This is a genomic window from Hymenobacter sp. APR13, from assembly GCF_000737515.1.
Classification (GTDB): Bacteria; Bacteroidota; Bacteroidia; order Cytophagales; family Hymenobacteraceae; genus Hymenobacter.
On sequence record NZ_CP006587.1, the window covers coordinates 1,681,015 to 1,707,079 of the forward strand.

Below are 26,065 nucleotides of genomic sequence, written 5' to 3' on the forward strand. Positions count from 1 at the left end.
CTAAAACTGCACGCCCAGCCCGATGCGGGCATCCAGGGCGGTGCGGGTGCGGGTCCAGCGGTACTCGTAGGTATTTTCCACGGCGGCCTCGTTGTTGAAGGTGGTGCTGGTGGGCATCCAGTGCATGGCCCCCACCGCCACGTCCAGAATCAGGCGCCGGCCGTGGGCGTTAGGGCGGGTGCCGGCCTGCCAGCCGCCGTACACGCCAGCCCCGGCGGCACGCACCATGGCGTAGGGCTTGCCGGCCAGAATCCGCTCATCCTGAAACCCAATCTTGCGGTACGACACCGTAGGAGCCACGTAGAAACCCGCCAGCGCCGACACCCGGCGGCTGGGCACGGCGTAGTAGCGCAGCTGCAGCCCGCCGCCGCCCCGGCGCTGCTCGGAGTTGCCGCCGTTCAGCAGCACCTCCAGGCCCGCGCTGGTGCGCTTGCCCAGCTGCCGCTCGTAGCTGAGCAACAAGGGCAGCGCCCAGGGCTTCGGGGTGAACAAGTCATAGTTGACCGCGTTTTCGAACACCATGTTGGCCAGATCCACGCGCAGCACGTTGCGGCCCGCGGTGGCAGGAGTGGCTGCTGGCGCCGGGGTGCCGGCGTCGGCGGCCCGGCCCGGGGCATCTGCCGGCTGCTCGTATCTTGGCGACGTGGCACGGTTGGAGTCGTTGCTGGCGAAGACACTAGCCACAGGGCCGGTGGCGCCCGCTGGGCCGGCCAGCAGCTGCCGCAGCTGTTGCGCGCTGATGGCACTGGGGTTGGCCGTTTCCTGGTGCCGGTGCTGGGCGGCAGCAGCAAAGGCCATTCCCGATGCAGCCAACAGCAGCAAAGCGCGTTTGTAGAAGAGCGTCCGGCAACCAGTAAACGTGTTCATAATGCAGTGAATGTGGCGAGGTGGATAAGGATGAATCAAAAGTGCACGAAGGGTGGCCGGTGGGCAAACCATTCGGGCCGTTCCTCCGACTTTACCTTTCCATCAGCTTCCTGCCTTATGGCCGTTTAGAAGCCGAAAAACCAACCTTGCATCAGACTTTATAAGCCTTCCTCTACCTTCTGTTTTTCTCTGTGATTTCAACTGAAACTGCTGTTCATGCCCTGCTGGCGAAGCTGCCGCCGCTGCGCCAGGAAATTGCCAAGGTGATTGTGGGCCAAGAGGCCGTGCTGGATGAGGTGCTGGTGGCGCTGCTGGCCGGCGGCCACGCCCTGCTGGAAGGCGTGCCGGGCCTGGCCAAAACCCTGCTCGTGCGCACCCTGGCCCAGGCCACCGACTTGCCCTTCCGCCGCATCCAGTTCACGCCCGACCTGATGCCAACCGACATCCTCGGCACCGAGATTCTGGAGGAAGACCACGGCACCGGCCACCGCTCATTCAAGTTCAACGAAGGCCCCATTTTCGCCAGCCTAGTGCTGGCTGACGAAATCAACCGGACGCCACCCAAAACGCAGGCGGCGCTGCTGGAAGCCATGCAGGAAGGCCACGTGACCTACGCCGGCCAGGAGCACGCGCTGCCCAAGCCGTTCTTTCTGCTGGCCACCCAGAACCCCATCGAGCAAAGCGGCACCTACCCGCTGCCCGAGGCCCAGCTCGACCGGTTTCTGTTGTATATCCGCATCGGCTACCCCACCGAGCAGGAGGAGCTGGCGGTGCTGAGCGGCACCACCGGCACGGCGCGTCCAGAGGTGAAGTCGGTGCTGGCGGGCGAGGATGTGCGGCAGCTGCAGCAGCTGGTGCGGCAGGTGAGCTTGAGCCCCGAGCTGCTGAGCTTCGTGAACCGGCTGGTTCGGGCTACGCGCCCGGCCACTTCGGAGGTACAGTTCATCCGCGACTACGGCCGCTGGGGCGCCGGTCCGCGCGCCGGGCAGGCGCTCATTCTATGCGCCAAGGCCCGCGCCCTGCTGCAGGGCCGCTTCGCCGCTACCCTCGACGACATCCGGGCGCTGGCCCCGGCCGTGCTGCGCCACCGCGTGCTGCTCAACTTCAACGCCGAAGCCGAAAACCTAACCTCCGACGACGCCGTGGCCGCGCTGCTGAAGGCGGTGGCGGTGTAGGGCTTGGGGCGGTCTAAAAGCACGTCATGCTGAGCTTGCCGAAGCATCTCTACCGCTTCGTTGCAATAGTAAATCAACGAAGCGTAGAGATGCTTCGGCAAGCTCAGCATGACGTTCACTCCTTGCACTTAACCACATGCTTTCCCCCGAACTCCTTCACGCCTTACACAACCTGCCGCTGGCGGCCAAGCGGGCGGCTGAAGGCTTTCTGCATGGCGCGCACCTGAGCCGGCGCAAGGGCGCGGGCATGGAGTTCAGCCAGTACCGCCCCTACCAGCCCGGCGACGACCTGCGCCGCCTCGACTGGCGCCTGGCCGCCCGCTCCGACCGTTATTACCTGCGCGAGTCGGACGTAGATACCAGCCTGACCGTGCACCTCGTGCTGGATGCCACCGCCAGCATGAACCACCCCGACGACAACGGCCTCACCAAGCTCGACTACGCCCGGCTGCTGCTGGGCGCGCTGGCCTACCTGGCCCAGCAGCAGGGCGACGCCGTAGGCCTCACGATTCTGCACCCGGCCGGCCTGCGCCACCTGCCGCCCCGCGCCGACGCCCGCCAGCTGCCGCGCCTCTACCACGCCCTGGAAACCGCCGAAGCGGCGGGCACCTTCCCCACTCAGGAAACCCTGGCGCCCCTCACGGCCCGCCGCCAGCGCGCCCTAGTGGTGTGCGCCACCGATATGTATGAGCAGGATGCCGAAATGGAGCGCCTGCTCACGCGCCTGCGTGCCGCCTCGGGCGAGGTGCTGCTGCTGCATCTGATGGCTGGCAACGAGCTCAACTTCAGCTTCCGCGGCGCCGTGACGTTCGAGGACCTGGAAACCGGCCAGCGCCTGCAGCTCAACGCCGACCAGCAGCGCGCCACTTGGCAGCCGCAGCTGCAACAGTGGCTGCGCGCCACCGCCCAGCAGGCCCGCCGCCACGGCTTCGACTACCACCAACTCAGCACCGCCGAACCCCTCACCCAAGCCATCCGCGAGTTCCTGCGCCGCCGGGTTTCTATGGGGTAGCAGGTTGGCAGAGTAATGAAGCAGTGAAGCCAAAAGAACGTCATGCAGAGGCGCAGCCGAAGCATCTCGCGTGCTGACGTTGCAATAGTAATCCTACATCAGCACGCGAAATGCTTCGTCTGCGCCTCTGCATGACGTTCCTTTATTACGCCACAACTTCACTCACCCACCACACGCAGCCCGCAGCTCAAATTCACGACCTTTCCTCCGCCACTTCACCGCCGTTCGTTTTGCCCACGATTCTTCTTTCTGATGCTGCTGCCGGCTGGCTGGCGCTGCTGGCGCTGGCGGTTCCGGTGGCTATTCACTTATGGAACCGGCGGCCGGGGCGCACGGTGCCTATGGGCAGTGTGCGCTGGCTGCAGGCCGCCGCCAACCGCCGCCTGCGCAACCTGCGGCTGGAGCAGCTGGCGCTGCTGCTGCTGCGGGCCGCCATCGTGGGGCTGGTAGCGCTGGCCCTGGCTGGGCCCCAATGGCAGCAGCAACGCCCGGCCCGTCCGGTGCGGGGCCTGGTACTGCTGGCTCCGGAAGTACTGCATCCCGAAGTGCTGCCCAGCCTGCGTCCGACCCTCGACTCGCTGCGCCGCCGCGGCTACGAGCTGCGGCAGTTCGCGCCCAACTTCCGCCCGATTTCCGCCGCCGCCTGGCAGCAGCCCGATTCACTGGCGCTACTCCGGCCAACAACCGGCGCCGCCCCCGACGACTACTGGCTGCGCGCCCGCCAGGCCGCCGACTCGTTTCCGGGCCGGCCGCTGCGGGTGCTGAGCGGCGCGGCGTTGCCACACTTCCGCGGCGCCCGCCCCACCCTGCCGGCGCGCCTCAGCTGGCAAACCGTCACACTACCCGATTCCAGCACGTGGCTGGCGCAGGCCGGGCAGTTTTCGCCTGATTCGCTACGCCTGCTCGTGGGCAGCAGCCAGGAAGAAGGCACAACGTTCCGGATGGTGCGCCTGGCCCGGCCGCGCAGCAACGGGCCGCTGGCGGTGGCCGGGCTGGCCGGCCTGCGCTACCAGGCCGGTAATCCGGCCAGACTGCAGCAGGACGGCCAGCCCGAGGTGGTGGTGCAAACCGAGCCGCTGCGGGTGGTGCTGTATGCAGATAGCCGCCACGCCGTCGCCGCCCGCTACCTGCGCGCCGCGCTGCAGGCCGTGACTCCGGGCCTGGCCCGGCCGCTGGAAATCCGCACCGTGACGCCTGCCGCCGATTTATCCGCCTCGCCTGACTGGCTACTTTGGCTGAGTGACGACCCAGTTCCGGCCGCGTGGCTGGCACGGGCACGGCAGGGCGGCCACCTCTGGCAAGAAACCGCCGCCGCTGGTGTGCCCGTCGCCACCCACCTCCACTTGGCCGGCCTCCTGCCCGATGCCGCCGCCCCCGTGGAGGTGCTCCGGCTGGATACCAGCCGCGTTCCGGCCAGTCAGGTCGTCGTCTGGCAGACGGGGGCCGGCCAGCCGGTGCTGCTGCGCGAGCCGGCCGGCCGCGGCAGCCGCTACCTACTGCGCACCCACCTGCAGCCCGCCGCCACCAGCCTCCCCGAAACCGCCGCCCTGCCCACCCTGCTGCTGCACCTGCTCCGCACCGAATCCGCCGATGCGCCGCTGTTTGCCGCCCGCCCCGCCCCTGGCGAGCGCCGCCGGCTGGATGCCCGGCAGCTGGGTGCAGCGCCGTGGCAGCCAGTTAGCCGTCTGCCCGCCCAGGGCCGGCGGCAGCTGCCGCCGCCGGTGCTGGTGGATGTGCGGGCCTGGGTGGTGCTGGCGGCCCTGCTGTTGTTTGCCCTGGAAAGAGGCCTGGCCTACCGTCGGTCCGTTGTTTCGCCTACCCTTGCTACCGCCTGATGCCGACCACCACCGATACCTTTTCCGGCCCGGCGCTGCTGGCCGGCATTGCCCGCCGCCAGGCCCGCCGCGCCAGCGGGGCCGTGCTGCTACTGGCGGCGGCGACCGGACTAGCCGGGTGGGCCTGGTGTCGGCACTGGCCCACCGCCGCGCCGGTGCTAATCGGCTTACTGGTGGCGCTGCTGGTTGTGGTGGCGCTGCTGCTCTACCGCCTGCACCAGCCCCGCCTGCCGGTCCTGGCCCGCCGCCTCGACCGCCTCTATCCTTCGCTGGAAGACAGCACCGGCCTGCTGCTGCCCAACCCGGCGCGCCCCCTCAACCTGCTGGAGCAGCTGCAGCAGCAGCGCATCAATGAGCGGCTGGCGGAGCTGCAGCAGGCCCAGCCGCAGCTGCTGCCGTTCGCCTGGAAGCCGGTAGCAGGCGGCGTGGGGGCGTTGCTGCTGCTGGCGGCCGGCAGCTGGCTTTATCATCCTCCCCAGCCTAAACCAGACCCGCTGCTGGCTGTGCGCTTTCCGGCGGTGGAAACGGCGGCCGCTAAACCGGGCCAGTCGGCGCCGCCCCGGCTGCTGGGCACCCGCATCCGGGTGCAGCCGCCGGCCTACACGCGCCGGGCTGCTTATGCTCCCACCGGCCTGAGCTTCAGCTGTCCAGCCGGCTCGCGGGTGCGCTGGACGGTGCAGGTGAGTGCGGCCGGTAGTGCGCCGCCCGTGCTGGAAATGGGCAAACTGCGGCGGCCGTTTCGGGCCGTGGCGGGCCAGCCCACGCAGTTTGTGGTGGAGCTGCCGGCCACGACGTCGGGGCTGTATCACCTGCGTTTCGCGGGGCAGAACTCCGAGGAATACGCCCTCGACGTGCAGCCCGACCGCGCCCCCACCCTCCAGCTCCAGACGCCCAAGCCCTACACCCTCATCGAGTTCGGCCAGCGCCCGCAGGTGGCGGTGCGCGTGGCTCTGCGCGACGACTACGGCCTGAGCGAGGCCCAATTGGTGGCCACCGTGGCCCAGGGCCAGGGCGAGGCCGTGAAGTTCAGGGAGGTAGTCACCAACCTCAGCGCCGCCCTGCGCGGCCAGCCCCGGCAGGCCACGCTGGCCTCGGTGCTGAACCTGCCGGCGCTGGGCCTCACCTACGGCGACGAAGTGTACTTCTACGTCCAGACCCGCGACAATTTCCGCCAGCTCACCCGCTCCGACACCTACCTCGTGCAGTGGGAAGACACCACCGTGCAGGACGGCCTCACCGACATTTCCCTCAGCGTGAACGTGGTGCCGGCCTACTTCCGCAGCCAGCGCCAGATCATCATCGACACCGAGAAGCTGCTGGCTGAAAAGCCCAGGCTGACGGCCACCGACTTCGCGGAGCGCGGCAACAACCTGGGCTTCGACCAAAAGGTGCTGCGCCTGCGCTACGGCAAGTTTCTGGGCGAAGAATTCGAGGGCAGCATCGGCGAAACCGCCGGCCCTTCCGCCGCCGATAAAGACGACGACGACCATAAACAAGGCGAAACCGACCACGCCACCGAAAACCCCGCCGAGCACGCCGGCCACGACGACCACGGCCACGCCGACCACTCGCCGGCCGGCGAGGCCAGCGCTGCCAGCGGCGCCGCGGCCCTCATGGATGCCTACGTGCACAAGCACGACGACTCCGAAACCGCCGACTTTCTGGAACCCGAGGTGAAAGCCAAGCTGCGCGGGGTACTCAGCCAGATGTGGGAAGCCGAGCTGCGGCTGCGGCTGGCCAAGCCCGCCGAGGCTCTGCCCTACGAGTACCGCGCCCTGCGCCTGCTCAAGCAGGTGCAGCAGCAAACCCGCGCCTACGTGCGCAACGCCGGCTACAACCCGCCCGCCCTGCCAGAAGCCACCCTGCGCCTGTCCGGTGAGTTGGGCAACGCCGCCGCGCCCCGCCACACCCGTCAGCTGCAGGCCCCGGCCACCCAGCCCGAAATTAGGGCGGCGGTGCGGCTGCTGGCGGCCCTGCGCGCCGGCCAGCCCGCCACATCTGCTGATGCCGTGCTGCTGGACCGCGCCGGGCAGGCCGTAGCCCAGGCCGCGCTGCAGCGACCCGGCGCCTACCTGGCCGCCGTGCGGGCCCTGCGCCAGCTGGCTGCCGATGCCCGCGCCGCCCGCCCCACCTGCGCCCCCTGCTTCGCGCCCGCCGAAAAAGCCCTGGCCGCCCTGCTCCCGGCGCCGCCGGCCGCACCCACCCGCTCGCCCCGCCCCGACCGCCTGGGCCAACGCTACCTGCAAGCGCTATGATGTTTTACGTTTTGTTGAGCGCCTGCCTGCTGGCGGGCTTGGGCGTGGCCCTGGCCGCTTTCTACCGCCCCGATCGGCGCCGCCGGCTGCTGCGTGTGCTGGCCGGGCTGGTGGCCGTAGCCGCGCTCTGGCTGCTTGCCTTCCCGCCCCGGCACACCGTATCGGTGGCGCGTTCCGAAGCCATTCTGCTCACCCCTGGCTACCAGCCCGACACGCTACGGACCCTGCTGCGCCGCCTGGGACCGGCTACACGTGTTTGGTTTTATGCGCCTGATTCCGGTGCGGCCGTTCCAACCGTGGCCGTGGCCGTGGCCCGACTGGGCGCGCTGGCCGAGCAGCGGCCGGCGCTGCGCTACCTGCACCTGCTGGGCGCCGGGCTGCCAGCCGCCGTAGTGCCAGAGCTGGATTCCATTCGACTGCTTTGGCACACGCCGCCTGCCCCGGCCGGCTTTCAGGCCGCCGCCTGGAACCGACGTTTGGAGCTGGGCCAGCCGCTGGTGGTGGAAGGCCGCTACCGCGCCGCCGCCCCCGGCCCGGTGTGGGTGCGGCTGCAAGCTGCCGGCGCCACCCACGACTCGGTGCAACTCCCGGGCGGCAGTGGCAGGTTTCAACTGCGCTACACGCCCAAGGCTGCCGGCCGGTTGGTAGCCACGGTTTCGGCCGGGCCGCTGCGCCGCCTGCTGACTGCTGAGCCGGTGCCCGCTGAAGTACTGCCGACTCGTCCGCTGCGGGTGCTGCTGCTGGCGGCCACGCCTTCGTTTGAGTTGAAGTTCCTGCGCAACCACTTGGCCGCGCGGCAGCACGCCGTGGCCTGGCGCACCGGCATCAGCCGCGGCCTCACCCAAACCGAGTTCAGCAACCAGCCCGCCACCGACCTCAGCCGCCTGACGCCGGCGCTGCTGGCCCGCTACGATGTAGTAGTGGCCGACGCGGCCGCTTTGGGCGGCCTTGCCGGCCCCGAGGCGCAGGCCGTACACACGGCCCAGCGCACGGCGGGCCTGGGCCTGGTAGTGCTGGCCGAAACCACCACGCCCCCACGCAGTCTGGGCGGTGCCACCACCATGCGCGTGCTGCCCCAGCCCGCCACCGACCGGCCGCAGCGCCTAGCGTGGCCGGCCACCAAAGCCGTGGTGCCCGCTACCCTGCAGCTAAGTGCCCCAGCCCGGCTGCTGGTGGGCATTGCCAATCCGGCCCGGGCGGTGGTGGCGGCCCAGCGCCTGGGGGTGGGCACGGTGGTGGTTTCGGTGCTGCCTGAAACGTATCCGTGGGTGCTGCAGAACGAAACCGCCACGTACGCCGCCTATTGGAGCCGGCTGCTTTCTGCGGCCGCCCGGCCGGAAACCGCCGCCACCGAGTGGATGGCGCTGGAGCCCTGGCCGCGCGCCGGGCTGCCGGTAGCGCTGCAGCTGGCCGGCGGCGCTGCATCCGCTACCCGGCCAGCGCTGGTATCGAATGCCGCTGGTGGGCCGCTGGGCCGGCTGGCGCTACGCCAGGATGCCTTGCTGCCGGAGTGGAGCACTGCCACCTATTGGCCAACCCAATCCGGCTGGCAGCAGTTGCAGCGGCCCGGCCTGCCGGCGCAATGGTTGTATATTTTCGGAGCACAGGACTGGCAGGCGGCAGAGCAGTTACGCCGTGCGTCTGCCCTACTCCAACCAGCAGGTATTGCTGCTGCATCAACCCCGGCACAGCAGCAGATAGCGTGGCCCGCCGGCTGGTTTGTAGCGCTGTTTGTGCTGGCTGCCGGCTTTTTGTGGCTGGAGGAAAAACTCTAATCGGCCAGTATAGAGCCCTTAACGATTCACCCTCTCTTTACTTCCGGTGGGAGCAGTTTGACAGTTGCTAATACCGGATATCAGGATGACCACCAAGCTTGGCATCCTCACCGTCTCCTACCAAATAATCGCCTATCATAAACACAGAATTGGCTACGGGCGCTTCTTCAGCCGGCGTGGTAGGCACTTCTGAGCTTACTGGCTCTGTGGCGGCTAGTTCACTCGCAAAGGCGTTTAGCGGAGTGGTAATACGATTCGAAGCACGCGGCACGGCGAGGGTACGTTAGATAAACTATGTGGCGGCGGCAACAACTCAGCAAGCCAACGCGCAAAGTTTGCATTTTAAATACCAAATACTTAAATATTTTTAGATTATTTCTAGCTGTGCAACCAAAAAGCAAAAAGCCCGGCTTCCACGAAGGAAGCCGGGCTTCTGCAGGAGTCTGACCTAAGTCAGCTCCTTGTCAATTACTTCTGCTCGGTGGTGGTGGTCGTCGTGGTCGACGAAGCCTCCGTGGTGGTAGCAGGAGCCTCGGTGGTAGCCGGAGCAGCCATAGCCGTGGTGTCGGTAGCCATAGCCGTCGAGTCCATAGCAGGAGCCGTGGTTTCTACGGTGCCGGTTTCGGTGGTGGTGGTAGCTTCGGTGGTGGCAGGCTTAGACTCGCAAGAAGCCAGAGCTACGGCGCAGAACAGAGCGGATACCTTCAGGAGGTTGTTCATCGTTGTGGTAAGTTTGGAAAATTTGTCTGAAAACCCCGTTCATCCGGAAAAAGCCAGAAGGTAACCCACCCTTGAAATTTATTTTCGTAGGGGGTTACCCCACTGCTTCCAGGGTATTAACTGCTAAAGTGAATGGCGAAGGCCACTGCTTCTTATACTGACGACGAGTTCGTGGCGGCCATCCGCCGCGGCGACGACCGCGCCCTGGCGCAGCTCTACCGGCTGCATCTGCCCATGGTGTCGCACTATGTGCTGCAGAACAGCGGCACCGAGGACGACGCCCGGGACGTGTACCAGGAAGGCGTAATGGTGTTTTACGAGAAGGTGCGCGACAACTCCCTGGAGTTGAGCTGCCAGATCAAAACCTACCTCTACGCCGTGTGCCGCCGCCTCTGGCTGAAACGCCTCGCCGAGAAAACCCGCTTCGGCACCCGCCTCGACGACCACGAGCCTTTCCTGGAAACAGGGGCCGAGGCCGACCTGGAGGAAGCCGAGGAGCGGGACCGGCGCTTCACCACCATGAACGAAGCCATGGAACGCCTCGGCGAACCGTGCCGCTCGTTGCTGGAAGGCTTTTATCTGCTCGACAAATCGATGCAGCAACTCACGGCGGACTTCGGCTACACCAACGCCGACAATGCCAAAAACCAGAAGTACAAGTGCCTAGTGCGGCTGAAAAAGCTCTTTTTCACGCAGTACCAGGAAAGTGAGACATGATTACTACGAAGCTTGTTGAAGAAATACAGCTGCCCACCGGCAGCCACCCTTTTTCTTTCTCAGGCTTTACCAGAAAATGGCGGACCTCACCCACCCGCTTAGCCCTATGATGACGGAAGCTGACTATTACGCTTTATTTGAGGCCTACCAGCGTGGCGAGCTGGCGGCGCCGGCGCGCACCGACCTGGAGCGCCGCCTGTCCGCCGACCCCGTGCTGGCCGAGCGCTACGCCGATTTCACCTCCCTGACCGGCACGCTGCACAGCTACGGCCAGCGCTTGAGCGTGCGCCGCAAGCTGCGCGCCATTCAGGCCGAGCTGGACGCTGAGCAGGCTGTGAAACTGACCGACGCTGAAGACGGCGAGGTGCTGGAAACCGGCAACCCACTGATGCCGCAGCTGCACATTTCGCGCACCGAGCAGCAGCTGCGCCGGTTCTGGCAGGGCCACCGCGCCACCATGATGGTGGCCGCCTCGGTGGCCGTGCTGGCCGTGTTCACCACGCTGCTGGGCATTGAGTGGTGGCGCGCCTCGCAGAAACCGTCGCTGTATGGCTACACGGTGCTGCGCAAAGAGGTGGAGCGCATCCGCCGCACCCAGTTGGCCATGAACCGCGCCATCCGGGGCCAGGCGCCGGCACCGGAGGCCGTGAACCCTGGCAAGTTCAGCGGCACGGGCTTCGCCCTCACCGCCGATGGCTACCTGGTGACCAGCTACCACGTGATTCAGGGCGCCGACTCGCTGCTGATTGAGGGCCGCGACCGGCGCAGCTACCGCGCCGAGCCGGTCTTCACCGACGTGGCCCACGACCTAGCCATCCTGCGCATCAACGACAAGCAGTTTACGGGCTTCGGCCGCCTGCCCTACTCCTTCAAGCGCGGCACCGCCGACCTGGGCGAGAAGGTGTATACGCTGGGCTATCCGCGCGAGGACCTGGTGTTCAACGACGGCTCGCTGAGTGCCCGCTCGGGCTTCGAAGGCGACTCGGCCTTCTACCAGATCAGCATTCCGGTGAACCCCGGCAACTCGGGCGGCCCGCTGCTGGATGATCGGGGCAACCTGATCGGCATTATCAGCGGCCGCCAGATGGATGCGCAGAGCGCGGCCTTCGCTACCAAGTCGTCGTATCTGATGCGGCTGGTAGACTCGCTGAGCGCGGCCGCTACGCCGGCGCAACCCTACAACCTGCCCCGCACCAATCAGTTGGCCGGCACCTCGCGGCCCCAGCAGATCCGCAAGCTTCAGGACTACGTGTTTGTGGTGAAAGTCTACGAATAGCCCCGGCACCTTCCGTTTTTTTGCAAGCCCCGCCCTCATCCGGCGGGGCTTTTTTTGTGGATTTGTGGGCGGCACCCAAAAGCCAGGAACCGGGCTGCGGGCGCAGGGCCGGGGGTTTGGGGCGGGCGGGCGGCACTCTTTCAAGAAAGGCATGGCACCCTGAAAAGAATCGTCTATTAAACTTTCACTATTTTAATAAGTCGATAGTACACAGCCTTGTAATGTGCCGGATTAACCTCTTCCTTTCAAGGCGTTTACCAGCTGCTGCCTCTTCCACCTCAACTACCTGCCAATGGACCGTAGAGCTTTCCTCCGCAAACCCGCTTCTGCCCTGGTAGCCCCGGCCGCCGCCGTGCCGGAGCCGCCCGCCCCCGGTACCGACCCGCCCGCCGGCTCCGGCGACGAAACCGTGAGCCGCTACGCCAACACCAGCCTGCCCACCGCGCCCCGCTCTACGGCCGGCCTGAACCCCTACACGGGCCCGTGGGGCTACGCCCAGGCCGCGCACCTACTACGCCGCTCGCTGTTCGGCCCCACCCGCGCCGAAATCCTGACGGCGGCCGGCCGGAGCCTGCCGCAGGTGCTCACCACGCTGCTCACGGCTCCGGCCGCGCCCGCGCCGCCGCTCAACGTGTCGGCCACCGATACGAGCGTGCCGCTGGGCCAGACCTGGGTGACGCAGGCCTTCGATCAGAACTTTGAGGGCGTGCGGCGCTCCTCGCTGCGGGCCTGGTGGCTGGGGCAGCTGCTGGGCCAGGGGCCGTCGTTGGTGGAGAAGATGACGCTGTTCTGGCACAACCACTTTGTGGTGGAGCTCGGCGACATCAACGACGCCCGCTATGGCTACCAGTACTGCGCGCTACTGCGCCGCCACGCGCTGGGCAATATTCAGCGCCTGGCCGAAGACGTGACGGTGAACCCGGCCATGCTGCGCTACCTCAACGGCAACCAGAGCACCGCCACGGCCCCCAACGAAAACTACGGTCGCGAGCTGCTGGAGCTGTTTACGGTAGGCAAGGGCCCGCTCATCGGGACCGGCAACTACACCACCTACACCGAGGCCGACGTGCAGGCCGCCGCGCGCGTGCTCACGGGCTGGCGCGACAACGCCACCACCCAGGCCGGCTACTTCACGGCCTCGCGCCACGACACCACCACCAAAACCTTCAGCAGCGCCTTCCAGAACGCCACCATCAGCAACCAGACCGACCAGGAGTATAAGGCCCTGATTGCGCTGGTGTTCCGGCAGCAGGAAACGGCGCGCTTCCTGTGCCGCAAGCTCTACCGCTGGTTTGTGTACTACGTGATTGACGCCACCACCGAAACCCAGGTGATTGAGCCCATGGCCCAGCTGCTGCTGCAAAGCAACTACGAGGTGGCGCCGGTGCTGCGGGCCTTGCTCGGGAGCGAGCATTTCTTCGACAACGTGAACATGGGCTGCGTGATTAAGAGCCCGCTGGATTTCACGGTGGGCACGGCCCGGCAGCTGCAGGTGGCCTTTCCGGCGGCCACCAACGTCACAGCCCAGTACGCCATGTGGAACTACCTCAACGGCGTCACGAACGTGCAGCAGCAGCTGCTCGGCGACCCGCCGAACGTGGCGGGCTGGCCGGCCTACTGGCAGACGCCGCAGTACTACGAAATGTGGATCAACGCCGTGACGCTGCCCCGCCGCAACCAGCTCACCGACCTGCTCATCAGCAACAACGGCTACACCACCAGCGGCGCCACCATCAAAATCGACCCGATTGCGCTGGTGCTGGCCCTGCCCGCCGCCACCGCCGCCGACTGCAACCTGCTGATTGCGGAGCTGGCCCGGCTGCTGACGCCCATCCAGCTCACGCCCACGCAGCTCACCTACCTCAACGACACGCTGCTGCCGGGTTTGCCCGATTTCGAGTGGACGATAGAGTGGAACGAGTACCTAGCCGCGCCCACCAACGCCGCCAAGCGCGCCGCCGTGCAAACCAAGCTGCAGTCGTTGCTGCGCACCCTCATGGGCCTGGCCGAATATCATCTGTCTTAATGGCTTAATGGCTGCATGGCTTATTGGCCGACTGCTCACTCAGGCAGCGGCCATCTGGCTGTCAGCAATTCAACAATCAGCCATTTAACCATTAACACGAAGTATGAAACGCAGACATTTCCTCCAGACTACCGCGGCCGCCACCGTGCTACCCACACTGCTGGGCGGCCTGCCGATTGGGGCGTACGGCTTTTCGCCGGAGCTGTTTGAGCTGACCGGCGGCGAAACCCAGACCGACCGGGTGCTGGTGCTGATTCAGCTGAACGGCGGCAACGACGGGCTGAACATGATCATCCCGACCGACCAGTACTCGGCCCTGATGAACGCCCGCGCCGACATTGCCATTCCGCAAAACCAGGTGCTGCCGCTGCGCGCCGCCACGGGCATTCACCCGGCCATGGCGGGCGTGAAAAACCTGTTCGACGACGGCAAGATTGGCGTGGTGCAGAGCGTGGGCTACCCCAACCCCAACTACTCGCACTTCCGCGCCACCGACATCTGGACGTCGGCCTCCGACTCCAACGTCACCATCACCTCGGGCTGGGCCGGGCGCTACCTCAACTCGGAGTATGCCAACTACCCCACCGGCTACCCCAGCGCCCAGAATCCCGATCCGCTGGCCATCAGCATCGGCTCGGTGGTGAGCAACTGCGTGCAGGGCCCCAGCGTGAACATGGGCATGGCCATTGCCAGCACCACCTCGTTCTACCAGCTGCTGTCGGGCGGGGTTGATACGGCGCCCAACACGCCCGCCGGCCACGAGCTGACTTTTATCCGGCAGGTGATTTCCCAGACCCAGATCTACACCACCGCCATTCAGGCGGCGGCAGCGCGGGCCCGCAACCTCTCGCCGCTCTACCCCGCGGCCGGCCAGAACTCCCTCGCCGACCAGCTCAAGATTGTGGCCCAACTGGTGGCCGGTGGCCTGCAGACGCGGGTGTACGTCTGCAACCTCGGCGGCTTCGACACGCACGCGGCGCAGGTGCCCATTACGGGCAGCACCACCACGGGCACGCACGCCACGCTGCTGGGCCGGATTTCGCAGGCCTTGGAAGCCTTCCAGGACGATTTGCGCCGCCTCGCGGTGCAGGACCGGGTGGTGGGCATGACGTTCTCGGAGTTCGGGCGCCGCATCAAAGCCAATTCCAGCAAGGGCACCGACCACGGCGCGGCGGCCCCGCTCATCGTGTTCGGCACCAGCGTCAACCCCGTCATCCACGGCAATAACCCCGTGCTGCCCGCCAATGCCGGCGTCAACGACCAGGTGCCGATGCAGTTCGACTTCCGGGCCATCTATGCCAATGTGCTCAAGGACTGGTTCCGGGTGCCGCAGGCCACGCTCAACGCCCTGCTGCCGTCCAGCCTCGGGCAGTTCCCGAACGTGCCGGTTATCCGGCCCGGTATCGTGAACGGCACCAGCACGGCGGCCGCCACCAACGTGGCGGGCTTCAGCGTGTTTCCGAACCCCGTGCGCGACCACGCCACGGTGGAGTTTGAGAGTGAAGGCGGCCACGTGCAGGTGGTGGTGCTCGACGCGCTGGGCCGCGAAGTGGCGCGCCTCCTCGACCGGGACCAGCCCCGCGGCCGCCGCCAGCTTCCGTTTGCCACGGGCCTGGCCGCCGGATCCTACCACTGCCAGGTGCGCGAAGGCGCCCGCGTCAGCTCGCGGCTGGTTGTGGTGGAGGGATGAGGGATGAGGGATGGAGGATTAGGGATGAAGGATGAGGGAGCGTAGCAATGGCGGCGTACTGTCAGGTGGCAGCTGCTCTGCGGTCGGGCCAGTCTGCCAGGGCCCTACTCCCTTATCCACGATCCTTCATCCTTCATCCCTAATCCCCAAAAAAACCGGCGGCGGGTTTTCGCGTATAGGGGCTCCGGGGCCGCGCCACCGGCTTTGTGTTTCACTGTTCTCTCCCTTTACGCTATATGGCCACTCAACTCTCGAACGTAGAAAAGGAAATCGAAAAGATCCTGCCCGAAGACGTTATCAATGCCCTGCAAAGCGGCTACAAAGTATTCCAGGGCGAGTCCGACCAGCTCGACGACCTCATCAAGCACAGCGGAGTGCTGCTCAAGAAAGCCTCGCAACGCTTCACCACCACCCAGCTCATTTTGGGCATTGCCGGCGTAGCCGTTATTGCCATCATCGCCGCCAAGAAGGCCGCCGACGCTATCAGCGACGACAGCGAGACCAGCTACGACAGCCATAAGAAGGACGCGGCACACACCAGCGCCAAACCTGCTTAGCGCAACCGACGCCCAACTGAAAGCCTTCTGTTTCTGCGGAAACAGAAGGCTTTTTTGTGTTAGGCTCGGACCTGTTTCTGGATATTTCGCGTTTCCTGAAAGCCCAATTTTCCGGTTCCAAGCAACGGTTTACCAGTTTTGCTATCCTTGGCAACACTGCCTGGCCGGCCGCCTGAGGCGCCACCTTTCTTCTCTTTGGACTTTCTTTGTCTATGAAAAACCTGTTGCGCCTGGCGCATTCTCTGCTTGTTGTTGCTCTGCTGTCGGTGCCGCTCACGGCGCGGGCGCAGGAGCCGCTTACATACACCATTTCCATCGACCCGGCCGCCAACAGCAACGAGTTTCAGGTGCAGCTGGCCTTGCCGAAGCTAGGCAAAGAACAGGGCATCTATCAGTTTGCGGCCACGGCGCCTGGCACGTATCAGGTGATGGACATCGGCCGCTTTGTGCGCAAGTTTGAGGCCTTCGACAAGAAGGGCCGGTTGCTACCGTCCAAGCAGCTTTCCACCAACCAGTGGCAACTGCTGAAGCCCGAAAAGACGCGCGAAATCCGCTACACCATTGCCGAAACCTGGGACACGCCCGTGACCGAGCACAGCATCTACCGCATGTGCGGCTCGTCATTGGAAACCGACCACGCGCTGCTCAATGGCCAGACCGTGCTGGGCTACCCCCAGGGCTGGCAGGCCCGGCCGTTGCGCATCAAGCTCAACTACCCCGCCGCCTGGAAAATCGGGACGGCCCTCACGGCCGATGCCCAGGGCTACTACGCCGCCAAAAACTACGATCAGGCCGTGGACTCGCCGTTTCTGCTGGGCCGCCTTACGCAGGCCAGCACCCTGCTCGGCCCCACCAAAATCGACCTGTTCTGCTACTCCCGCACCGACCAGGTGCAGGCCGAGCCGCTGCTCAAGGAGATGCAGCAGATGCTGACGGCCGCCCAGCAGTTTCTGGTGCAGCTGCCGGTGCAGCGCTACACCTTCCTCTACCACTTCGATGACCGCAGCACCGGCGCCTGGGAGCATTCCTACAGCTCGGAGTACGTGCTGCGCGAAGAGCCGCTCACGCCGGAGTCGGCGGCGGGCATCACCAGCATTGCCGCCCACGAGTTTTTCCACGTCGTGACGCCGCTCAACATCCACTCCGAAATCATCCAGCAGTTCAACTTCGTGCAGCCCACCGGCTCCGAGCATTTGTGGCTGTATGAAGGCACCACCGAGTGGGCGGCCGGCATGATGCAGCTGCGCGGCGGCCTGATGCCGCTGGAAAAGTACCTGGAGGAAATGAGCGGCAAGATTGCCTACGACCGCCAGCGCACCGACACCACCTACTCGCTGAGCAAGCTGGGCCTGAACTCCTTTTCCGACGAAGGCCAGCGCCAGTACGGCAACATCTACCAGCGCGGCGCCCTCACGGCGGCCCTGCTCGATCTGCGCCTGCTGCAGCTGTCGGGCGGTAAGCGCGGGCTGCGCGAAGTCATTCTGGAGCTCACCAAGCGCTACGGCCCCGACAAGCCCTTCTCGGAAAAAACGTTCTTCCAGGACTTCACCCAGCTCACCTACCCCGAAATCGGCGACTTTTTTGCGCGCTACGTGCAGCAGGCCCAGCCCCTGCCGCTGGCCGAGTACTACGCCACCGTGGGCGTGCGCTACGAGCCGTTGCAGCGCACCGGCCGCCGCCTGGCCACGCTCGGCACCGGCTTCCGCCCCGATGCGGAGGGCCACCTTCTGTTTCAGCAGGTGAGCCCGGCCCTGCAGGCCTGCGGCTTAGCCAACGGCGACGAGTTTGTGGCTTATCAAGGTGAGCCCGTAAAACTCACCAACGCCCGCGCCGTCTTCCAGCGCATCGAAGCCAGCCCTGTCGGCCAGGAAAGCGAGCTGACCATCCGGCACGCAGGCGCCGAGAAGAAAATCCGCTGCCGCCTGCAGGCCAAAGATGAGGTGAAACGCTACCAGCTCACGGTGATGCCCAACCCCACGCCCGCCCAACTCACGCAGCGCCAGGCGTGGCTGAAAAATCAGTAAGCGCCGTTGGCCCGTAGCGCGAACTGTGTAATTAGCGCCCTCGCGCCGTTCGAGGCATAGTCGTTCGAGGGCGCGAACTACACAGTTTGCGCTACTGTGCCGGGCTTGTTTCCGACGGCTACGTGCGCAACAGCGGGCAGCCGGCCGGCTGCACACCTGCCAACTCCCGCAAAGGCCCGGTCCGCAGTTCTGCGGGCCGGGCCTTTGTGCGTCCGACTTACTACAACACTGCGCTTTTCATGATTTTATAATATGATCATTCCACTAAAATGATAGCACTATAAATAATTATCCTCCACCGCTTAATGAAAAACCGCAAGCCTACCTCCTGGCTAAAAACCGTTAATAAGCACGTTTTAAGGGCCAAAACGTTGCCTACGCAGGCCCAGGGGACGACCTCACAGCAAAATCCGCGCTTACTAACCTTTTTGAACATACCCAAGTATTACATACTTTAGATACTATTCCGCTCCACTACCTGCTACCACCTGTTGCAACGTCTTCTTGCGTCCACTCCAACCAGACAGTTGTATGAAACACTTTGCTGCCTCCTTCCTGCTGCTCGTGGCCAGCCTGTCCGCCACCAATTCCTTCGCGCAGGAAACCGACGCACCACAGGCGCAGGACCTAACAGCCCGGTTTGCCCCGGCGCCTTTGCCAGAGCCTATTGCTCCCGAAGCCGCCCCGGCTGCTGCGGCCCCGGCGTTGGTAGACCTAACCGGCTATGTACTGGACGAGCAGAAACGGCCGCTGCGTGGCGCCACCATCCTGCTGAAAGGCACCACCACCGCCGTTAGCACCGATGCCAACGGCCACTATGTGCTGCAGGTGCCGGCCGGCATTAATACCATCCGCTACGACTACATGGGCCGCGAAGGCCAGGAGCTGTCGGCCAGCAACTTCCTGCCCGTTACGGTGGTGCTGGTCCCGTCAGGCGGCAAAGGCCGCAGCCGGAAGTAGGCGCGGCGGCCACCTAGGTGTTGGTGCGCGCTCAGCCCGATGTAACTGGGTGTTTGCATCTGGGCACGTCGATTATACTGCCTGATATAACGGGCAGAAAAAGAGGCTCTGTTTGCCATCTGATGGAGTAGGCCAAGCAGGAGCTCTTACCGCCCTGCCAGCGCCTCCCACCGGGGCCACCACGCCGGCTGTTCCGGTAGCCGCAGCTTCTCGCCCTCAAACTGCAGCAGCCCGTGCTCTTGGCCGCGCAGTTCGCGGAAGGAGCTGGCTACCCGCACGCGGTAGTCTTGGTCGATGCGGAGCAGGTGGCGGTCGAAGGCGCGGTGCAGGGTGGGCGTGAGGGCCAGGCCGTTGCCGATGGTATCATCGTGCGACAGGGCCCAGGGCACGATGTGGCAGGCGTCGAGGAGCGGGGCCACGGCGCTGGTGCCGGTGCTGATGAGCTGCAGGCCCGAAATGGCACAGGTGTAGTTGTAGGCCCGCAGCACTTCGCGCTTGAATACGGCGCTACGCACGGCCGTTTCCACTTCGTCGGCGAGGTTGAGGTGGGTTTGGTAGAGGGCGGCGGGCTCCTCCAGCATCTGCCGGCCCAGGGTGTGCAGCGTTTCGGGGCCGGCGTGGGGGCGGTAGCGGAAGCGCGTCTGCGGGAAGTACCGCTCCAGCAGCGCCTCCCGGAACAGCTGGCGCGTGGCGGCCTCCTGCAGCAGCTCCCACAGCGGCGCATCGAGGACGGCACAGGCCACGGCGGCCCGCAGGTGCCCCAGGCTGCGCGGCGAGCCGGACGTAGTGAGCAGCAGCGGCAGGCCGGAATGGGTGTGCAGGTGCCAGAATCCTTCCCCGGTGAGGTGATAGAACGGCAGCGCGAAGTTGTTGGCCCGAAACCGCCCCGACACGCTCAGGTCGTGGCAGTTGCTCTGAAAGGCAGCCAGCAACTCAGGCGTGATGACTATTTGGTTGTCGAGGATCAGCCCATCTTCGATGCCTTCGAGCATGGCCAGCAGCAGGGCCGGCTTATACGGGGCTTCCTCCCCGGCCAGGCGGCTGGTGCGAAGCTTGCGGAAACGGGTAAGATACTGCGCCAGCGGGGTAGTCATGCGGGGCGCAAGGTAGATAACTGCTCGCAGTAGCACCGGGCAGTTGTAAGCTGTACTTTCACTTCAGATGAAAGCTGTTGTCCTCGCCCTGCTGCTATTGCCTTTTGTTGCCATAGCCCAAACCCACCCAGCCCCGAAAATTCCTGCTGTTGGCCGCACCTTAGCCGCCTTCGTGCCTACCCGCTACGACACGCTACCGGGTGGCCGCGCTACCGGCGACCTGAACCACGACGGCCGGCCCGATGTAGCGCTGGTACTCAGCCCAAAGGCCGAAAGCCTGGATGACTACGACGATGAAACCATGCCCGGCCGGGTGCTGCTGATCCTGTTCGGCACGGCTCAGGGCTATAAACTGGTCGCTCAGGCTAACCGGGTTATGCTTTCCAAACACGGCGGAGGCCAGTATGGCGACCCATTTGCTGGCCTGAGCATTCGTACAAGGTGTGCTAACGGTGAACCACTATGGTGGTAGCAGCTGGCGCTGGAGTGTGGTAAGCAAGTTCCGCTATCAGCAGGGCGACTTTTTTCTGATTGGCGAATCGATGTTCCTGACCCGTACCAGTGGCGACTGTGAAAGCCTCGACGGCTCCCCGGGCGGCGACTACCAGGATACCAACTTCGTGACGGGCGAGTACGAAATCCGCAAAATCTCGGAAACCTGCCAGGTACTGTTGCACCGCAAGGGCTGCCGGACGCCCGTGGCCCTGCGCCGCCTGACCGACTATGCCCCCGAACCGCAGCCTGCCTGCCGCCAGGCCAGGAGCTACGGTAGCGTTTGTGCCCGGCAGCGGCTACCTTCCGGCTTCCCTGCCGCCAACCTAACCGTTCCTGCTTATGCCCGACGCTACCCTCCACGAAAGTATTCTGCTGGTGCTGGGGCTGCTGTTTGCCATGCTGCTACTCGTGATGCTGGGCCAGAAGCTGCGCATCTCCTACCCTATTTTCCTGGTGCTGGCCGGGCTGGTACTGGGCTTCGTGCCGGGGCTGCCGCGCATCGTCATCAGCCCCGACCTCATCTTCCTGATTTTCCTGCCGCCGCTGCTTTACCAGGCGGCCTGGGAAACGTCGTGGAAGGATTTCTGGCGCTGGAAACGTCCCATTGCGCTGCTGGCCTTCGGGCTGGTATTCTTCACCTCCACCCTGGTAGCCTACGTGAGCCGGGCCATGATTCCGGGCTTCACGCTGCCGCTGGGGTTTCTGCTGGGCGGCATCATCTCCCCACCCGATGCCGTGGCCGCTACCTCCGTGCTCCGGGGCGTGCAGGTGCCGCGCCGCATCACCAGCATTCTGGAGGGTGAAAGCCTGATCAACGACGCCAGCAGCTTGATTGTGTTCCGGTTTGCCTTGGCTACGGTGCTGTCGGGCACGTTTGTGTGGCAGCAGGCAGCGTCCAGCTTTTTGCTGGTGAGCGTGATGGGCCTGGCCGTGGGTTTGGTGGTGGCGCACGGCTTCTACCTCATTCATAAGTACCTGCCCACCACGCCCAGCATCAACACGGTGCTCACGTTTATTGCGCCCTACGGCATGTATTTGCTGGCCGAGGAATTCCACTTTTCGGGCGTGCTGGCCGTGGTAAGCGGCGGGCTGCTGCTCTCCTTCCGCTCCCACCGTGTGTTCGATGCCGACACCCGCCTGCAGGCCACCAGCGTGTGGGCCAGCGTGGGCTTTGCCCTCAACGGACTGGTATTTATCCTCATCGGGCTGGAGCTGCCGGTGGTGGTGGAAGGTCTGGGCACCTACTCGCTGGGGCAGGCCATTGGCTACGGCCTCATCATCAGCGTCCTGGTTATCGTTATCCGGCTGGTGTGGATGTTTCCGGCGGCCTTTGTGCCGCGCTGGCTTTTCCGCAGCATCCGCACGCAGGAGGCCAGCCCCGGCTGGCAGGGGCCGCTGATTATCGGCTGGGCCGGCATGCGCGGGGTGGTGTCGTTGGCCTCGGCGCTGTCGGTGCCGCTGCTGCTGAGCAACGGGCAGGAGTTTCCGCAACGCAACCTGATGCTGTTCATCACCTTCGTGGTGATTCTCGTGACGCTGGTATTTCAGGGCCTCACTTTGCCGCTGCTCATCCGCTTTACCGGCGTGGAAAACCTGGAGGAGCGCATGCCCACCGACGCCCAGGAAGCCGGTATCCGGCTGCGCCTGCGCCACGTAGCCCTGGCCCACCTGGCCCAACACTACCCCGACGATATCCGGGAAAACGAGCTAATCAGCGCTTTGCAGCACCGCATGCAGGCCGAGGCCCAGCGCACCGGCAACCTACTCGAAGCCCTCGACTACGACGACACCAAGCGCCAGGCCCTGAAACGCTACCACCACGTGCTGCTGGACGTGCTGCAGGTACAGCGCGAAGAGCTGTTCGTGCTGCGCCGCGAAGATGTATTCGAGGAAGAAATGCTCCGCCACCAGGAAGCCCAACTCGACCTCGACGAAGCCAAAATCAGCCACATGCCGCATTAAGGCTGGATAAAGAACAGTGTAGAGACGCAATATTTTGCGTCTCGTAGTTGCTGACGTTGTTTATAGTACACTTTACCGCGTCGTTCAACGACGAGACGCAAAATATTGCGTCTCTACACCCTCCTCCCCCAAAACCAAAACATCCTCTCCCGGCCGAAGCCAGAAGAGGATGTTTGTAAATCAGGCTCCAGGGCCGATTAGTTCAAGCTGCGGTAGCGGACGCGCTTGGGCTCCACGTCGCCGAGGCGCTTGCGCTTGGCTTCTTCGTAGTCAGAGAAGTTGCCCTCAAACCACACCACCTGCGAGTCGCCCTCGAAGGCCAGGATGTGGGTGGCGAGGCGGTCCAGGAACCACCGGTCGTGGCTGATGATAACGGCGCAACCGGCGAAATTCTCCAGCGCGTCTTCCAGGGCCCGGATGGCATTGATGTCCAGGTCGTTGGTGGGCTCATCGAGCAGCAGCAGGTTGGCGCCCTGCTTGAGCGTGGTGGCCAGGTGCACCCGGTTCCGCTCCCCGCCCGAGAGGCTACCTACCTTCTTTTCCTGGTCGCCGCCGCGGAAGTTGAAGTTGCTGACGTAGGCCCGCGAGTTGATGGGGCGGCCGGCCAGCATCATGGTTTCGGTGCCGCCCGAAATGGTTTCGAACACCGATTTGCTGCCGTCCAGCGTGTCGTGCTGCTGGTCGACGTAGGCGTACTGCACGGTGGGGCCCACCACGAACGTACCGGCATCGGGCTGCAGTTGCTCCGTGATGAGGCGGAACAGCGTGGTTTTGCCCGCGCCGTTCGGCCCGATGATGCCCACGATGCCACCCTGCGGCAGCTGGAAGTTCAGGCCATCGAACAGCAGCTTGTCCCCGAAGGCCTTGCGCAGCCCCTCGGCCTCAATCACCTGGGAGCCCAGGCGCGGCCCGTCGGGGATGAACAGCTCCAGCTTCTGCTCCTTCTCCTTGGAGTCTTCGTTCACCATCTTGTCGTAGCCGGCGAGGCGGGCCTTGCTCTTGGCCTGGCGCGCTTTCGGGGCCATGCGCACCCATTCCAGCTCGCGCTGCAGGGTTTTCTGGCGCTTGCTCTCGGTTTTCTCTTCCTGCGCCAGGCGGTTGGATTTCTGCTCCAGCCACGACGAATAGTTGCCCTTCCACGGAATACCCTCGCCGCGGTCCAGCTCCAGAATCCAGCCGGCCACGTTGTCGAGGAAGTACCGGTCGTGGGTTACGGCAATGACGGTGCCTTTGTACTGCTGCAAATGCTGCTCCAGCCACAGCACGCTCTCGGCATCGAGGTGGTTGGTGGGTTCGTCGAGCAGCAGCACGTCGGGCTCCTGCAGCAGCAGGCGGCACAGGGCCACGCGGCGCTTCTCCCCGCCCGAGAGGTTGCCGATGATGGCGTCGGCGTCGGGGGTGCGCAGGGCGTCCATGGCGCGCTCCAGCTTGCTGTCGAGGTTCCAGGCGTCGAGCTGGTCGAGGCGCTCCTGCACGGTACCCTGGCGCTCCAGCAGCTTGTCGAAGTCGGGGTCTTCGCCGCCGAAGGCTTCGTTGATTTCTTCGAATTCCTTGAGCAGCGCCACCGTTTCGGCCACGCCCTCCTGCACTACCTCCAGCACGGTCTTGGTGGGGTCGAGCTGGGGCTCCTGCTCCAGGTAGCCCACCGAGTAGCCCGGCGACCATACCACGTCGCCCTGAATCTGCTTGTCAACGCCGGCAATGACCTTCAGCAGGGAAGATTTACCGGAGCCGTTCAGACCCAGCACACCAATTTTGGCGCCGTAGAAGAACGAGAGGTAGATGTTTTTGAGAACCTGTTTCTGGGGCGGGTACACCTTGGTGACCCCGGCCATCGAAAAGATAATAGTAGGCTGGTCGCTCATAGAGAAGAAGTGTGTAGCGGTGGCACTGAAACCCGGCAGGCTGACGCATTGGCTGAAAAATGCTATTTTCAAGCGTTGAGCCGTTTGCTCCGGCCCCGTAGCCCAACCTTCTGATTTAGGGCTACGTTCGGCCAGATGGGCCGCAATTGCCCGCCGGAGTCGCCAAAGGTAGGCAGGGGCCACGGAGTTTGCTACGCCACCCGCCGGGGCCGATTGTTGCAACATGCCGTAAACTTGCCCATCTTTCCACCCTGAGTGTTGCCCCTGCGCCTTTTCATCACACCACCTATTCGCTTCCGCGTTATCAAATTATGGAACAACAAGACCACTTGCTGGCCGATGCCCGCCTCTATGGCTATGTCGAAGGCGACCAGGTGTGGCTTCGGCCGTTTATGGATCTGCCCGCCCGCCAGGTAGGCCAGGTCAAAGAATCGCCCGATGCTTCTCTACTGTATTTTGCCAACCGTTTCCGCCTGTTCCGGGCCAAAGTAGATGACCTGCTACAGAAGATCGAGGAATCGGAAAACAAGGGCTCCTTCCTGATGAAGGCCCTGCACCTGAAAGACCAGGTGGCCAGCTACGACGGCCTCGGCGACTTCGCGAGCCTGCACCGCCGCCTCACCGAAGCCGAGGAAGCCGTGAAGGTGACCGTGGCCCGCAACCGCGAAAAAAACCTGGCCACCAAAATCAGCCTCATCGAGCAGGCTGAGGAGCTGCGCAACACTCTCGACTGGGCCACCGCCGGCGAGCAGATCCATGAGCTGCGCCAGGCCTGGATCAAGACCGGCCCCGTAGATAAGCAGCTCACCGACGAGTTGGAAACCCGCTTCCGGCTGGCTGTAGACGAGTTTTTCCAGCGGCGCAAGGCCTTCCAGAGCGAGAAGAAGGCCATGACCAACCACGCCGCCGACCAGTACAAAGTGCTGATCCGGCAGAGCGAGGCGCTGCAGTATTCCGACGATTTCGAGAACACCACGGCCAAGCTCAAGCAGCTGCAGCAGGCCTGGAAGGAAGTGGGCGGCTCCTTGCCGCGCAAGCAGGCCAACGACCTCTGGACGCAGTTCCGGGCGGCGCACAACCTGTTTTTCGAGCGCCTGAAGGTGCACATCGACAGCAAGCGCACCGACGCCAAGGAGCACTTCATGGACGACAACCTGACCCGCAAGCGCGCCCTCGTGACGGAGGCCACCGCCCTGCTGGGCCGGCCCATGCACGAGGCCGTAGCGCGGGCCAAAGAGCTGCAGGCGGCCTGGAAAACGGTGGGCCCGGTGCGCGGCGAAGAGTCGGACCGCGTGTGGGAGCAGTTTATTCTGGCCTGCGACAAGGTGTTTGAGATGAGCGCCCTGGAGCACTTCATCCGCAAGCGCCCCGAAAACGCCGCTGCCGCCCCCGAGGAGCAGATAACCCTGCGCGTGCAGGCCCTGCGCGACTTCATCAAGTACGACCAGCAGGAAAAGGAAACCCTGCAGGACAACCTCGACAAGCTGAGCGCTACGCCCGCCAACGATGCCTTCCGGCAGATGCTGCAGGGAAAAATCCGGGCTTTCGACCGGAAAATCAGAACTAAAAACGAGCTGATTACGCTATTGCGGCAACGATTGGTTGCGTAGCACAACCTTAGCGGTTAACTTACGTTGGCTGCCGAAAGCTGACAACAGGATTCACCACGCGCCAAGCCACGTTGTCAGCTTATCCGTCCCGGCCGGGTTTTTGATAGCCGGAGTTTTTCATTCGACCACCTTTTTTAAGTAGCCCACACC

The 26,065-nt window shown here is 64.7% G+C and carries 19 protein-coding genes; 15 read left to right on the forward strand and 4 right to left on the reverse strand.

Features of this window, described 5'->3' with window-relative positions:
* The gene (locus N008_RS06995; RefSeq protein ID WP_156109076.1) at positions 1–867 is read right to left on the reverse strand and encodes a hypothetical protein; all 867 of its coding nucleotides are present in this window, start codon (positions 865–867) and stop codon (positions 1–3) included.
* A 191-nt stretch (positions 868–1,058) separates the two neighbouring features.
* On the opposite strand from N008_RS06995, the gene N008_RS07000 reads away from it, so the two are divergent.
* The 5 genes from N008_RS07000 (at position 1,059) to N008_RS07020 (ending at position 8,919) form a co-directional block, all read left to right on the forward strand.
* Positions 1,059–2,042 carry an AAA family ATPase gene (locus N008_RS07000; RefSeq protein ID WP_044014802.1) on the forward strand — a complete coding sequence of 328 codons (984 nt, stop codon included), beginning with the start codon at positions 1,059–1,061 and terminating at the stop codon, positions 2,040–2,042.
* Between the two features lie 136 nt (positions 2,043–2,178).
* Positions 2,179–3,054, forward strand: a complete 876-nt coding sequence (locus tag N008_RS07005; protein ID WP_044014804.1) for a DUF58 domain-containing protein — start codon at positions 2,179–2,181, stop codon at positions 3,052–3,054.
* A 230-nt stretch (positions 3,055–3,284) separates the two neighbouring features.
* Positions 3,285–4,889, forward strand: a complete 1,605-nt coding sequence (locus N008_RS07010; protein ID WP_044014806.1) for a BatA domain-containing protein — start codon at positions 3,285–3,287, stop codon at positions 4,887–4,889.
* Positions 4,889–7,144, forward strand: a complete 2,256-nt coding sequence (locus N008_RS24025) for a DUF4175 family protein (RefSeq protein ID WP_044014808.1) — start codon at positions 4,889–4,891, stop codon at positions 7,142–7,144. The genes N008_RS07010 and N008_RS24025 overlap by 1 nt, the downstream gene beginning before the upstream one ends.
* Positions 7,141–8,919 carry a hypothetical protein gene (locus tag N008_RS07020; RefSeq protein ID WP_156109078.1) on the forward strand — a complete coding sequence of 593 codons (1,779 nt, stop codon included), beginning with the start codon at positions 7,141–7,143 and terminating at the stop codon, positions 8,917–8,919. The genes N008_RS24025 and N008_RS07020 overlap by 4 nt, the downstream gene beginning before the upstream one ends.
* A gap of 468 nt (positions 8,920–9,387) precedes the next feature.
* Here N008_RS07020 and N008_RS07025 read toward each other — a convergent pair whose 3' ends face one another.
* A complete protein-coding gene (locus tag N008_RS07025; RefSeq protein ID WP_044014812.1) occupies positions 9,388–9,639 on the reverse strand; it encodes a hypothetical protein in 252 nt (83 codons plus the stop codon).
* 132 nt (positions 9,640–9,771) lie between these two features.
* Here N008_RS07025 and N008_RS07030 point away from each other — a divergent pair, with 132 nt between their 5' ends.
* The 7 genes from N008_RS07030 (at position 9,772) to N008_RS07060 (ending at position 18,889) form a co-directional block, all read left to right on the forward strand.
* Positions 9,772–10,356 (forward strand): RNA polymerase sigma factor, encoded by a 585-nt coding sequence (locus N008_RS07030; RefSeq protein ID WP_044014814.1) that lies wholly within the window; start codon positions 9,772–9,774, stop codon positions 10,354–10,356.
* 106 nt (positions 10,357–10,462) lie between these two features.
* The gene (locus N008_RS07035; protein ID WP_197062965.1) at positions 10,463–11,632 is read left to right on the forward strand and encodes a S1C family serine protease; all 1,170 of its coding nucleotides are present in this window, start codon (positions 10,463–10,465) and stop codon (positions 11,630–11,632) included.
* 292 nt (positions 11,633–11,924) lie between these two features.
* Positions 11,925–13,658 (forward strand): DUF1800 family protein, encoded by a 1,734-nt coding sequence (locus N008_RS07040; protein ID WP_052381293.1) that lies wholly within the window; start codon positions 11,925–11,927, stop codon positions 13,656–13,658.
* Between the two features lie 103 nt (positions 13,659–13,761).
* Positions 13,762–15,348, forward strand: coding sequence for a DUF1501 domain-containing protein (locus N008_RS07045; RefSeq protein WP_044014816.1), 1,587 nt, complete (start codon positions 13,762–13,764; stop codon positions 15,346–15,348).
* Positions 15,349–15,584: 236 nt separating this feature from the next.
* Entirely contained in the window at positions 15,585–15,905 is a 321-nt protein-coding gene (locus tag N008_RS07050; protein ID WP_044014818.1) for a hypothetical protein, read from the forward strand.
* A gap of 212 nt (positions 15,906–16,117) precedes the next feature.
* Positions 16,118–17,929, forward strand: a complete 1,812-nt coding sequence (locus tag N008_RS07055) for a peptidase (protein ID WP_081910657.1) — start codon at positions 16,118–16,120, stop codon at positions 17,927–17,929.
* Positions 17,930–18,460: 531 nt separating this feature from the next.
* Positions 18,461–18,889, forward strand: a complete 429-nt coding sequence (locus N008_RS07060; protein ID WP_044014820.1) for a carboxypeptidase-like regulatory domain-containing protein — start codon at positions 18,461–18,463, stop codon at positions 18,887–18,889.
* 146 nt (positions 18,890–19,035) lie between these two features.
* On the opposite strand, the gene N008_RS07065 is transcribed toward N008_RS07060, so the two are convergent.
* Positions 19,036–19,983: an HNH endonuclease gene (locus tag N008_RS07065; RefSeq protein ID WP_044014822.1), complete on the reverse strand. Its 948-nt coding sequence runs from the start codon at positions 19,981–19,983 to the stop codon at positions 19,036–19,038.
* Positions 19,984–20,050: 67 nt separating this feature from the next.
* Between N008_RS07065 and N008_RS07070 the strand changes: the two genes are divergently transcribed.
* Together N008_RS07070 and N008_RS07075 are read left to right on the forward strand one after the other, a co-directional pair.
* Positions 20,051–20,455: a hypothetical protein gene (locus N008_RS07070; RefSeq protein ID WP_044014824.1), complete on the forward strand. Its 405-nt coding sequence runs from the start codon at positions 20,051–20,053 to the stop codon at positions 20,453–20,455.
* 362 nt (positions 20,456–20,817) lie between these two features.
* Positions 20,818–22,440, forward strand: coding sequence for a Na+/H+ antiporter (locus N008_RS07075; RefSeq protein ID WP_044014826.1), 1,623 nt, complete (start codon positions 20,818–20,820; stop codon positions 22,438–22,440).
* A 197-nt stretch (positions 22,441–22,637) separates the two neighbouring features.
* On the opposite strand, the gene ettA is transcribed toward N008_RS07075, so the two are convergent.
* A complete protein-coding gene (gene ettA / locus N008_RS07080; RefSeq protein WP_044014828.1) occupies positions 22,638–24,305 on the reverse strand; it encodes an energy-dependent translational throttle protein EttA in 1,668 nt (555 codons plus the stop codon).
* A 311-nt stretch (positions 24,306–24,616) separates the two neighbouring features.
* Here ettA and N008_RS07085 point away from each other — a divergent pair, with 311 nt between their 5' ends.
* A complete protein-coding gene (locus tag N008_RS07085; RefSeq protein WP_044014830.1) occupies positions 24,617–25,915 on the forward strand; it encodes a DUF349 domain-containing protein in 1,299 nt (432 codons plus the stop codon).
* The last annotated feature ends 150 nt before the right edge of the window (positions 25,916–26,065 follow it).

Coding starts and splice junctions, on each gene's coding strand:
- N008_RS06995 (WP_156109076.1), bottom strand. CDS start 867: ATGAACACGTTTACTGGTTGCCGGACGCTCTTCTACAAACGCGCTTTG.
- N008_RS07005 (WP_044014804.1), top strand. CDS start 2,179: ATGCTTTCCCCCGAACTCCTTCACGCCTTACACAACCTGCCGCTGGCG.
- N008_RS24025 (WP_044014808.1), top strand. CDS start 4,889: ATGCCGACCACCACCGATACCTTTTCCGGCCCGGCGCTGCTGGCCGGC.
- N008_RS07020 (WP_156109078.1), top strand. CDS start 7,141: ATGATGTTTTACGTTTTGTTGAGCGCCTGCCTGCTGGCGGGCTTGGGC.
- N008_RS07025 (WP_044014812.1), bottom strand. CDS start 9,639: ATGAACAACCTCCTGAAGGTATCCGCTCTGTTCTGCGCCGTAGCTCTG.
- N008_RS07030 (WP_044014814.1), top strand. CDS start 9,772: ATGGCGAAGGCCACTGCTTCTTATACTGACGACGAGTTCGTGGCGGCC.
- N008_RS07035 (WP_197062965.1), top strand. CDS start 10,463: ATGATGACGGAAGCTGACTATTACGCTTTATTTGAGGCCTACCAGCGT.
- N008_RS07040 (WP_052381293.1), top strand. CDS start 11,925: ATGGACCGTAGAGCTTTCCTCCGCAAACCCGCTTCTGCCCTGGTAGCC.
- N008_RS07045 (WP_044014816.1), top strand. CDS start 13,762: ATGAAACGCAGACATTTCCTCCAGACTACCGCGGCCGCCACCGTGCTA.
- N008_RS07050 (WP_044014818.1), top strand. CDS start 15,585: ATGGCCACTCAACTCTCGAACGTAGAAAAGGAAATCGAAAAGATCCTG.
- N008_RS07055 (WP_081910657.1), top strand. CDS start 16,118: ATGAAAAACCTGTTGCGCCTGGCGCATTCTCTGCTTGTTGTTGCTCTG.
- N008_RS07060 (WP_044014820.1), top strand. CDS start 18,461: ATGAAACACTTTGCTGCCTCCTTCCTGCTGCTCGTGGCCAGCCTGTCC.
- N008_RS07065 (WP_044014822.1), bottom strand. CDS start 19,983: ATGACTACCCCGCTGGCGCAGTATCTTACCCGTTTCCGCAAGCTTCGC.
- N008_RS07070 (WP_044014824.1), top strand. CDS start 20,051: ATGAAAGCTGTTGTCCTCGCCCTGCTGCTATTGCCTTTTGTTGCCATA.
- N008_RS07075 (WP_044014826.1), top strand. CDS start 20,818: ATGCCCGACGCTACCCTCCACGAAAGTATTCTGCTGGTGCTGGGGCTG.
- ettA (WP_044014828.1), bottom strand. CDS start 24,305: ATGAGCGACCAGCCTACTATTATCTTTTCGATGGCCGGGGTCACCAAG.
- N008_RS07085 (WP_044014830.1), top strand. CDS start 24,617: ATGGAACAACAAGACCACTTGCTGGCCGATGCCCGCCTCTATGGCTAT.